The sequence below is a fragment of the Pseudomonas sp. K5002 genome (assembly GCF_013386655.1).
Classification (GTDB): domain Bacteria; phylum Pseudomonadota; class Gammaproteobacteria; order Pseudomonadales; family Pseudomonadaceae; genus Aquipseudomonas.
This window is the reverse complement of the sequence record NZ_JACARK010000093.1, coordinates 1-10,552: the sequence shown is the minus strand read 5'-3', so window position 1 is coordinate 10,552 and position 10,552 is coordinate 1. Positions and strand designations below refer to the sequence as shown.

Below are 10,552 nucleotides of genomic sequence, written 5' to 3'. Positions count from 1 at the left end.
GACCCGGTGCGCTGGAAGTACTTTGCTGTGGGCAATTACTACCTCAACGATGAAAACCCGCCACTGCGGGGGACTATCTGATGGCGAAGAAAAAAATCCTGCTCAATGCCTTCAACATGAACTGCATCGGGCACATCAACCACGGCCTGTGGACCCATCCACGGGACAACTCGACCCAGTACAAAACCATCGAGTACTGGACCGAACTGGCGCAATTGCTGGAACGCGGACTGTTCGACGGGCTGTTCATCGCCGACATCGTCGGCGTGTATGACGTCTACCAGAACTCGGTGGACGTGCCGCTCAAGGAAGCGATCCAGCTGCCGGTCAACGACCCGTTGCTGCTGGTCTCGGCCATGGCGGCAGTGACCAAAAACCTTGGCTTCGGCCTGACCGCCAACCTCACCTACGAACCGCCGTATCTGTTCGCCCGGCGCATGTCGACCCTCGACCACCTGAGCCGTGGCCGGGTGGGCTGGAACATCGTCACCGGCTACCTCGACAGCGCCGCCAAGGCCATGGGCCTGACCGAGCAGGTCGAGCACGACCGGCGCTACGACCAGGCCGACGAATACCTGGAGGTGCTCTACAAACTCTGGGAAGGCAGCTGGGAAAACGACGCGGTGATCAACGATCCGCAGGCGCGGGTGTATGCCCAGCCGGAAAAAGTGCACAAGGTCGAGCACAAGGGCGAGTTCTATCAGGTGGAGGGTTATCACCTGTGCGAGCCGTCGCCGCAACGCACGCCGGTGCTGTTCCAGGCGGGCAGCTCCGACCGTGGACTGCTGTTTGCCGGGCGTCACGCCGAGTGCGTGTTCATCAGCGGGCAGAACAAGGCCTCGACCAAGATCCAGGTGGACAAGGTGCGCGCCAGCGCCGTGGAAGCCGGGCGCAACCCGGACGATATCAGGGTGTTCATGGGCCTGAACGTGATTGTCGGCGCCACCGAAGAAGCTGCGTGGGCCAAGCACACCGAGTACCTGAGCTACGCCAGTGCGGAAGCCGGCGTGGCGCATTTCTCGGCCTCTACGGCGATTGATTTTTCACAGTACGAAATCGACGAACCGATCCAGTACGTGAAGAGCAACGCCATCCAGTCCGCGACCAAGAACCTGCAGAACAATGACTGGACCCGGCGCAAGTTGCTTGAGCAGCACGCCCTGGGCGGGCGCTACATCACCCTGGTGGGTTCGCCGGCACAGGTGGCGGATGAACTTGAATCATGGATCAGCGAAACCGGCCTGGATGGCTTCAACCTGACGCGCATCGTCACCCCGGAAAGCTACGTCGACTTCATCGAACTGGTGGTGCCGGAGCTGCAGCGCCGGGGCTCGTACAAAACCGCGTATGAGACCGGGACGTTGCGGGAGAAAGTCTTCCACCACTCGGCGCACCTGCCTGAACAACACACCGGCTCCACCTACCGCCACTGAACCAAAATGTGGGAGCGGGCTTGCTCGCGAAAGCGCTGTATCAGTCGCCGGATGCATTCACTGACACACCGCTTTCGCGAGCAAGCCCGCTCCCACAGTTGACCGAGTTGTTTGCACTCACACCTTATGACTGGAAATCCACTATGAAAAAAACATTGCTCAGCCACCCAGTCAAAGCACTGGCGCTCGCCCTCGGACTGTTCAGCTCGGCGGTATTCGCCGCTGACGCTCCCTTGAAAGTCGGCACCACCGCCGCCTTCGCCATTCCCCTGGAGGCCGCCGTCGAAGAGGCCGGCAAACAGGGTTTGAAAGTCGAACTGGTGGAATTCACCGACTGGATCGCACCCAACGTCAGCCTGGCAGCCGGCGATATCGACGTGAACTACTTCCAGCACATCCCGTTTTTGGAAAACGCCAAGGCCGCCGCCGGCTTTGACCTGGTGCCGTACGCGCCGGGCATCATCAACAACGTCGGCCTGTATTCGAAGAAGTACAAGAGCATCAACGACCTGCCCCAGGGCGCCAGCGTGGCGATTGCCAACGACCCGATCAACAGTGGTCGCGGCCTGCAACTGCTGGCCAAGGCCGGCTTGATCACGCTCAAGCCGGGCGTAGGCTACAAGGCCACTGAAGAAGACATCGTCACCAACCCGAAGAAGATCAAGATCCTGCAAGTGGAGGCCGTGCAACTGGTGCGCGCTTATGACGACGCCGACCTGGTGCAGGGCTACCCGGCGTATATCCGCCTGTCCAAGACCTTCGATGCCGAGTCAGCGCTGCTGTTCGACGGCCTCGACCACCCGGAGTACGTGATCCAGTTCGTGGTCCAGCCCAAGAGCAAAACCGACCCGCGGGTGATCAAGTTCGTCGACATCTACCAGCACTCGCCGGTGGTGCGCGCCGCGTTGGATAAATCCCTTGGCAAGCTCTACCAAGTGGGCTGGGAAGATAAAAAATGACCGCCGCCCACTCTCAACTGCGCGACCTGGGCCTGCCGCCCAGGGACGCCGAGCAGACAGAACTGCACCCGGACCTGAATCGCGCGCACGTGCGCTTTATCAACCTGGGCAAGACCTATGACGGCCAATCCGTGCCCGCCCTGCAAGGCATCGACCTGGCGATCCAGCGCGGCGAAGTCTTCGGCATCATCGGCCGCAGCGGCGCAGGCAAGTCGTCGCTGATCCGCACCATCAACCGCCTGGAACAACCGAGCAGCGGCCGGGTATTGATTGACCAGGTGGACATCGGCGACTTCGACGAAGACCGCCTGGTCACCCTGCGCCGACGCATCGGCATGATCTTCCAGCACTTCAACCTGATGTCGGCCAAGACTGTGTGGCAGAACGTCGAACTGCCGTTGAAAGTCGCAGGCGTGCCCAAGGAGCAGCGCGAGAAGAAGGTGCGGGAACTGCTGGAATTGGTCGGCTTGCAGGATAAGCACAAGGCTTACCCGGCGCAGCTGTCCGGCGGGCAGAAACAGCGGGTGGGCATCGCCCGCTCACTGGTGCATGACCCACAGATTCTGTTGTGCGACGAAGCCACTTCAGCGCTCGACCCTGAGACCACGCAATCCATCCTCGGTCTGCTGCGGGAGATCAACAAACGCCTGGGCTTGACCATCGTGCTGATCACCCACGAAATGGCCGTGATTCGCGAAATCTGCGACCGCGTGGTGGTGCTGGAACACGGCCATGTGGTCGAGCAAGGCCCGGTGTGGGAAGTGTTCGGCAACCCGCAGCATGAGGTCAGTAAAACCCTGCTGGCGCCGCTGCAACATGGCCTGCCTGAAGAGTTGCAAAGCCGCCTGCAGGCCAATCCGACCTCAAAGGACGCCGCCGTGGTGCTGCGCTTGCAACTGACTGGCAGTGCCGAAGACGAACCCGATCTTGCTGCGTTATTCAGCGCCCTCGGCGGGCGCGTGCGCTTGCTGCAAGGCGGTGTGGAACGCATCCAGGGCCACGCCTTGGGGCAATTGCTGCTGGCGGTGAGCGGCTCGTCCCTGACCGCCGAAGAACTGCGCAGCCGCGCCGGGCGCTGGGCACAACAGGTGGAGGTGCTGGGCTATGTGGTTTGATCGTTTATTGCAGGGCGCCATCGACACGCTGTTGATGGTCGGAGTGTCGTCGTTGATTGCATTGCTGGTGGGGATTCCGCTGGCGGTGTTCCTGGTGACCAGTGACAAGGGCGGCATCTATCAGGCGCCTGCCTTGAATCGGGTGCTGGGGGCGTTCGTTAACCTGTTCCGCTCGATCCCGTTTTTGATTTTGATGGTGGCGCTGATTCCGTTCACCCGGTTGATCGTCGGCACCACCTATGGCGTGTGGGCGGCGGTGGTGCCGTTGACCATCGCGGCCACGCCGTTCTTTGCGCGAATCGCCGAAGTCAGCTTGCGCGAAGTCGACCACGGCTTGATCGAGGCGGCGCAGGCCATGGGTTGCCGGCGCTGGCATATCGTCTGGCATGTGCTGCTGCCGGAGGCGCTGCCGGGGATTGTCGGCGGGTTCACGATTACCCTGGTGACGATGATCAACTCCTCGGCCATGGCCGGGGCAATTGGCGCCGGTGGGCTGGGGGATATTGCCTATCGCTATGGCTATCAGCGTTTTGACACGCAGATCATGCTCACCGTGATTGTGCTGCTGGTGATCCTGGTAGCCGTGATTCAGTTGGGCGGCGATCGGTTGGCCAGGGTTCTGAACAAGAGGTGAGGTATAGTCGGGCCATCTCAGCGCCCGGTATAACCTGCCATGAAACTCGCCCCCGACGACCTCGACCAGATCACCTCCACCACCCTTGGCCACTACAACAAAGTGGCCGAGGATTTTCGTGAAGGCACCCGCGATCACGATGTGAGCCAGAACATTGATGCGTTGCTGCGGCATATCCAGGGCGACGCACCGTTTACCGTGCTGGATTTCGGCTGCGGGCCGGGGCGGGATTTGCAGACGTTTACCCGCATGGGCCACATCGCGGTGGGGCTCGATGGTTCGGAGCGCTTTGCACAGATGGCCCGGGAAGACAGCGGCTGTGAAGTGCTGCAACAGGACTTCCTGAAGCTGGATTTGCCAGCCGGCCGTTTCGACGGGATCTTCGCCAATGCGGTGCTGTTTCATATTCCCAAGCAGGAACTGCCGCGCATTCTTGGGCAGTTGCATGGGGCGTTGAAGGTCGGTGGAGTGTTGTTCAGCTCAAACCCTCGGGGTGAAAACCAGGAGGGCTGGAATGGGCCGCGGTATGGCTCGTATCACGACTTGCAGGCCTGGCAGGAATTGCTGACGGCTGCGGGGTTTGTGGAGTTGGAGCATTACTACCGGCCAGCGGGATTGCCTCGGGAACAACAGCCGTGGCTGGCGAGTGTGTGGCGCAAGCTGTAGGTCTTTGTTGTTTGGGCTTACGCCTTCGCGAGCAAGCCCGCTCCCACATTTTGGAATGCATTTCCCTGTGGGAGCGGGCTTGCTCGCGAAGGACTCACAGCCGCCACTCATCCACCTGATACACCACAGCCTGGGCGCCAGGCACAAAAGCCGTAATACGCCCCTCAGCAAAATTCGCCACCAACCGCGTTCCATCGGCAAACGTGGTCTGCTGCACCTGTTTATCTTCGGTCAGCCAGCGAAAATCGGTCATCGCCTGAGTCGCCAACCGTTCATGCAGCGGCCGGAAGAACGCGTCCTGGCGCTGAATCACCGGCAAGCGCTGCTTCACCGTCGCCGCACTCAGGTGATACAGCGGCGGCACGTTGTAGAGCAGTTGCGTCAGCTCGTTTTCGGCCCGCACGTTGCTCAGTTTCAGGCTGTCGAACAGCCAATGGTGGGTGGTGATCACCGAGCCATGGAACACCGCCTGATACAGCGGCAGGCGCATCGTCGGGTCAAAGTAGACCGTGCGAAACGGCTCTTTCAACGGCACCGACTTGAAGAACACCGCCGGCTGTTCCGGCGGGTACCAAGCCCCGACGTAATACGGCGACTGCTTGTCCTTGGTCATCTCACGATCACCCCAACCCAGCACCGGCGTTTGCATGCCGTGGGCAAACAGGATGCCTCGGGCGGTGATCGCGTTGCCGTCCTCGGAACCTGCCGGCAACTTCAGCGCCGTATTGATCCAGCGGGCCGCATCGATATTGCCTTCGGCGTTTTGTGCCTGGGTCATGCTCGCACCCGTGCGATAGCTGTCGAACAACATGCTGGTGGCATAGGCGTCGAGGAACCAGGCGTTGAACCCGGACTTGGCCTGCACCGCCTTGATCCGCGCCTCCAGCAACGGCCGCACGCAGCGCGGGTCGGTGTAGTGGCCGGACTTCTGGAAGCCTGTCTTGAGCTGGCCGCCCTTCAACACGATCGCGCACTCGCCATAGGCCTTGCTGCCCAGGTGCGCGGTGGTCCAGTCGGGATTTTCGGTGGCAGACAGTGCCGTTTCATAAGAGTCGTAGGGCGCCATCAGGTAACCGGCTTCGACCCCGGTCTTCACCGCCTCAGGATGCCAGAGCCCGCCTTCCCAGCCTTCGCCCTGGGTCACCAGCAGGCGCTTGAGACCGGCGCCTTTCAGCGCGTTGGTGACGGACAAGGTGTTGCCCCAAGTCTCAGGCGTGGCGCTCAAGGCACCGGCAAAGGCCACGGCCAACTCACGACGCAGCGCACCATAGCCATCAGCGAGTTGGGTCATATTCGGCTCGGTGGAGGGCTGCCAGCTTTGCCGGGCCTTTGTGTTGATCGCCGCGTTCAGGCCGCGCAGCAGGACAGCCTGCTCATACGGTTGCTTGACCTGCCGAACCTGCGCAGCCTCTTTGTCCAGCAAGCCATTCAATTCAGCCGCCAAGCCTTTACCGCTGCGTAGCAGCTTGAGCAGTTGCGGCCAGTCGCGCACATCCCCCGGAGCCAGCAGATCATTGCCCCACAGGTAGATATGGCTGGCGCCCAGCAGCTTTTCCGCTTCCGGGGTTTGCCGCAACTTGTCCGCCAACGGTTCAAACAGCCCCTGCTCCACCAGCCACTGGTGATAACGCTTGGCGCCGGCCAGCGGGTCGCTTTCGCCCAGGTGCAACAGAACGGTCATCGGTGCCGCGGGGTCCAGCGTGGTGAATTCATGGAAGGCGGACAACGCCAGTCCTTTGCCGTCGGCCTGCCAGTGCAGACGGTTGTTGTAAGGATTGGTCATCAGCCAGTTGAGGGTAAACGCGCCGTGATCCACGCCCCACAGCGGCAAGCTGAGGTCCTGGGTGGTGTTGACGTCGCCCTGTTCCAGCAGGAAGTCCTGCCACACACCATTGCCCGCCGGCACGTAATGCCCTTCGGCCAGGGGCCAGATCAGGCCCTTGCCCATGGCGCTGGCGGGTTGGCGCAGGATCGCCAACTCACCGGCATCACGGGCGGTAATCGTCAGGGCAAGATCCCGTTGCTCGAGGGTGGCGCTCAGGCGATAGGCGCCATCGTCCCATTGCCAACTGGCCTGACGGGTGCTTTGGGAGAGCTGGTTGACCCTGTGCGCAGGGCCTCCGCTTGAAGCCTGCACGGCGGTCTTGTCGCTGGGGATAACGTGGATCGCAAGGGTCGCCGGGTCGATCTCAACCCGCCACAGGGCGTTCTCCAGCACCGTGCCGGCAAGGGCCACGGGCGACAGTAACAAGCTACAAACCAGCAGGAAACAACGCATGGGGCAGGCCTTGGCAAAGGATCAGGCCCGGAGGGTAAAACAATTGATCGGGTGCGAAGGGCAAAAAAATGTTTCAGGGAACATTCCCACGTCCGTGTAGGAATGTCACCGCTGTGGCTGTCAGGCTTGTTCTTTCTTCGGCTCGCGAATCTTGTACCAGGCCACGTACAGCGCCGGCAGGAACAGCAGCGTGAGCAAGGTGGCGATGATGATCCCGCCGATCATCGCGTAGGCCATCGGGCCCCAGAACACTTCACGGGCGATAGGGATCATGCCCAGGCTAGCCGCTGCTGCGGTCAGCAGGATCGGCCGGCGCCGGTGCTCGGTGGCTTCCACCACCGCGTCCCACGGCGTGTAGCCGTCGCGCTCGTAGGCGTCGATCTGCGTCACCAGGATCACCGAGTTACGGATGATGATGCCGATCAGCGCAAGGATCCCCAGAATCGCCACAAAGCCCATGGGCGTGCCCGTGGGAATCAGCGCCAACACCACGCCAATCAGCCCCAGCGGCGCCACGCTGGCCACCAGGAACATCTTCTGCACGCTGTGCAGCTGGATCATCAGGAAGGTCGCCATCAGGAACAGCATCAACGGCACTACCTTGGCAATCGGGCCCTGGGCCTTGCCGCTTTCTTCCACGGTGCCGCCGGTGGCGACCTTGTAGCCCACCGGCAACCCAGCACTGAACTTGTCGATGTCCGGCTTGAGCTGTTTCACCAGGTCGGTCGGCTGCATGTCGTCGCGCACCGCCGCCTTGATGGTGATGGTCGGCTTGCGGTCGCGACGCCACACCAACGGCTGTTCCAGCTCATAGCGCACGGTGGCAAACGCCAGCAGCGGAATCGAGGTGCCGTTGGGCGTGACGATCTGCAGGTTCTGCAAGGTTTCCGGCGTACCGCGTTCGGCATCTTCGGCGCGGCCGACCACGTTGATCAGGTAGATATCGTCATGCACCTGGGTCACCGACGCACCGCTGACCACGCTGTTCATCAACTGCGCCACGTCTTCCGACGACAGCCCCAGTTGCCGCGCCTTGTCCTGGGCGATGTCCACCCGCAGGACTTTGCCCGGCTCGTTCCAGTCGTAGATGATCTCGCCCATGTGGGTATTTTTATCGAGCATCGTCGCCAGTTCGATCGCGTGTTTGCGCACCTGGTCGATGTCCTTGCCAGACACCCGATACTGGATCGGACGCCCCACCGGCGGGCCCATTTCCAGTGGCTGCACGAAGCTGCCCACGCCGACAAAATCTTCCCGCAGGCGTTTTTGCAGGCGCGCAATCAAGGCGCCGCGCTCTTCCAGGCCCTTGCTGACGATCACCAGTTGCGCGTAGTACGGGTTCTCCAGTTGCTGGTCGAGCGGCAGGTAGAAACGGATCGCGCCCTGGCCGATATAGGTGCTCCAGCGGGCGATGTCCGGGTCGTCCTTGATGATCGCCTCAAGACGGTCGACGGCCTTGCGGGTCTCGTTGATCGAGGCGTTTTGCGGCAGGTTGAGGTCGACGAGGATTTCCGGACGGTCCGAAGACGGGAAAAACTGGTTCTGCACAAACTGCATGGAAAACACCGACGCCACAAACAACAGCACCGTGATGCCGATGGCCCACCAGCGATTGCGCATGGCCCAGAGCATGCCGCCATTGAACGCCCGGCCCACCCGGCCGGGCTCGGCATTGTGGGGTTTTACCTTGCTGCTGAGGATGTGCACGCCGAGCACCGGCGCGAACAACACCGCGACCACCCACGACACCAGCATCGCCACGGCAATCACCGCAAACAGCGTGAAGGTGTACTCACCCGCCGAACTGGCATTAAGGCCAATCGGCACAAAACCGGCAACGGTCACCAGCGTACCGGTCAACATCGGGAATGCCGTGGAGGTGTAGGCGAAGGTCGCGGCCTGCTCCTTGGTCTCGCCTTTTTCCAGGCGCGTGATCATCATCTCCACGGTGATCATCGCGTCGTCCACCAACAGGCCGAGGGCAATGATCAACGCGCCCAGCGACACCCGCTGCATGGTGATGCCGCTGTATTCCATGAACACGAACACCAGCGCCAGCACCAGCGGGATCGAGCACGCCACCACCAACCCGGCACGCACGCCGAGGCTGATAAAGCTCACCACCAGCACGATGATCACCGCCTCGAATAACGCGCTGGTGAAGCCGCCGACGGCCTCCTCCACCACTTCGGCCTGGTCGGAAACCTTGTGCACGCCCACACCCACCGGCAGGTCGGCGGTCAGGTCGTCCATGCGTTTGTGCAGGGCCTTGCCGAAGTCCTGGATGTTGCCGCCCTTCTGCATGGCGATGGCCAAGCCGATGGCGGGCTTGCCGTTGAAGCGGAACATCGGCGTCGACGGGTCGACATAGCCACGGGTGATTTCCGCCACGTCGGCCAGCCGATAGAAACGGTCATTGAGCCGCAGGTTGACGTTGGCCAGGTCCTTCTCCGAGGCGAACTGCCCGGAGGTGCGCACCGAAATCCGCTCCGGCCCGGCCTCAATCACCCCAGCCGGCGTCACCGCGTTCTGCGATTGCAGGCTCTGCACCACCTGGCGCTGATCGATCCCCAGCGCTGCGAGTTTGCGGGTGGAGAAATTCAGGTAAATCACTTCGTCCTGCTGGCCGATCATCTCGACCTTGCCCAGCCCCGGTACCGAACGAATTTCGGCGCGCACCTGCTCCACGTAATCGCGCAGCTGGCGCATCGACAGGCCGTCGGCGGTAAACGCGTACACCGAGCCGAACACATCCCCGAACTCGTCGTTGAACGCCGGCCCCTGCAAGCCTTGGGGGAAGCTGCCGCGAATATCGTCGATCTTCTTGCGGACCTGGTACCAGATCTGCGGGATGTCCTTGGCGCTGGTGGTGTCCCGCAGGAACACGAACACCGTGGACTCGCCGGGCCGGGTGTAGCTCTTCACGTAGTCGAGGGAGTCCAGCTCTTCGAGTTTTTTCTCGATGCGGTCGGTGACCTGCTTCAGGGTCTCTTCCTGGGTCGCACCCGGCCAGCGGGTCTGGATCACCATGGTCTTGATGGTGAACGACGGGTCTTCCTCGCGGCCGAGGTTCATGTACGAGAACACGCCCATCAGCAGCGCGACGAACATCAGGTACCAGACGAAGGACTGATGCTTGAGGGCCCAGTCGGATAAGTTGAAGCTCCCTTTCATCGCGGGCTGTCCTCGTCGATTTTGACTTTTTGCCCGGGCTTCAGGCTGTTCACGCCGGCACTCACCACCCGCTCGCCGGGTTTGACGCCTGCGTTGAGCAAGGCGCTGTCGGCGTCACGGCTGACGATGCTGACGTCACGGGGCTGTACGGTCTGGCTTTGGGTGTCGATGACCCAGATGCGGGTCTTGCCGTCGGCTTCCTGCAAGGCGCTGAGGGGCAATTCGATACGCGGCGCGATGGCTGAACTCAGGGTCACGCTGATGGCGGTGCCAAGGCGGAACGCGTGCGGTGT

The 10,552-nt window shown here is 61.9% G+C and carries 7 protein-coding genes and 1 pseudogene; 5 read left to right on the top strand and 3 right to left on the bottom strand.

The features are described 5' to 3' along the window. Positions 1–80: 80 nt before the first annotated feature. The 5 genes from HX846_RS05785 to HX846_RS05765 all read left to right on the top strand — a co-directional run bounded on the left by HX846_RS05785 (position 81) and on the right by HX846_RS05765 (position 4,807). Complete coding sequence (locus HX846_RS05785) at positions 81–1,433, top strand: LLM class flavin-dependent oxidoreductase (protein WP_178965107.1); 1,353 nt, start codon at positions 81–83, stop codon at positions 1,431–1,433. A 143-nt stretch (positions 1,434–1,576) separates the two neighbouring features. Further along, positions 1,577–2,392 (top strand): MetQ/NlpA family ABC transporter substrate-binding protein, encoded by an 816-nt coding sequence (locus HX846_RS05780; protein ID WP_003211844.1) that lies wholly within the window; start codon positions 1,577–1,579, stop codon positions 2,390–2,392. Continuing rightward, positions 2,389–3,507 (top strand): methionine ABC transporter ATP-binding protein, encoded by a 1,119-nt coding sequence (locus tag HX846_RS05775; protein ID WP_178965106.1) that lies wholly within the window; start codon positions 2,389–2,391, stop codon positions 3,505–3,507. Before HX846_RS05780 ends, HX846_RS05775 begins: the two co-directional genes overlap by 4 nt. Then, positions 3,497–4,141, top strand: a complete 645-nt coding sequence (locus tag HX846_RS05770) for a methionine ABC transporter permease (protein ID WP_003211840.1) — start codon at positions 3,497–3,499, stop codon at positions 4,139–4,141. The genes HX846_RS05775 and HX846_RS05770 overlap by 11 nt, the downstream gene beginning before the upstream one ends. Positions 4,142–4,180: 39 nt before the next feature. Continuing rightward, positions 4,181–4,807 (top strand): bifunctional 2-polyprenyl-6-hydroxyphenol methylase/3-demethylubiquinol 3-O-methyltransferase UbiG, encoded by a 627-nt coding sequence (locus tag HX846_RS05765; RefSeq protein WP_177021017.1) that lies wholly within the window; start codon positions 4,181–4,183, stop codon positions 4,805–4,807. 94 nt (positions 4,808–4,901) lie between these two features. Here HX846_RS05765 and HX846_RS05760 read toward each other — a convergent pair whose 3' ends face one another. From HX846_RS05760 to HX846_RS05750, 3 genes and pseudogenes are all read right to left on the bottom strand, one after another. Next, complete coding sequence (locus HX846_RS05760) at positions 4,902–7,085, bottom strand: glycoside hydrolase (protein ID WP_178965105.1); 2,184 nt, start codon at positions 7,083–7,085, stop codon at positions 4,902–4,904. Positions 7,086–7,205: 120 nt separating this feature from the next. Beyond that, complete coding sequence (locus HX846_RS05755; RefSeq protein ID WP_087692737.1) at positions 7,206–10,259, bottom strand: efflux RND transporter permease subunit; 3,054 nt, start codon at positions 10,257–10,259, stop codon at positions 7,206–7,208. After that, a pseudogene (locus HX846_RS05750) lies at positions 10,256–10,552 on the bottom strand (efflux transporter periplasmic adaptor subunit); the annotation flags it as partial. The gene HX846_RS05755 and the pseudogene HX846_RS05750, both read right to left, overlap by 4 nt.

What these genes read in the sequence shown, in the direction of transcription:
- HX846_RS05785 (WP_178965107.1), top strand. Translation starts at nt 81, where the DNA reads ATGGCGAAGAAAAAAATCCTGCTCAATGCCTTCAACATGAACTGCATC.
- HX846_RS05770 (WP_003211840.1), top strand. Translation starts at nt 3,497, where the DNA reads ATGTGGTTTGATCGTTTATTGCAGGGCGCCATCGACACGCTGTTGATG.
- HX846_RS05760 (WP_178965105.1), bottom strand. Translation starts at nt 7,085, where the DNA reads ATGCGTTGTTTCCTGCTGGTTTGTAGCTTGTTACTGTCGCCCGTGGCC.
- HX846_RS05780 (WP_003211844.1), top strand. Translation starts at nt 1,577, where the DNA reads ATGAAAAAAACATTGCTCAGCCACCCAGTCAAAGCACTGGCGCTCGCC.
- HX846_RS05765 (WP_177021017.1), top strand. Translation starts at nt 4,181, where the DNA reads ATGAAACTCGCCCCCGACGACCTCGACCAGATCACCTCCACCACCCTT.
- HX846_RS05775 (WP_178965106.1), top strand. Translation starts at nt 2,389, where the DNA reads ATGACCGCCGCCCACTCTCAACTGCGCGACCTGGGCCTGCCGCCCAGG.
- HX846_RS05755 (WP_087692737.1), bottom strand. Translation starts at nt 10,259, where the DNA reads ATGAAAGGGAGCTTCAACTTATCCGACTGGGCCCTCAAGCATCAGTCC.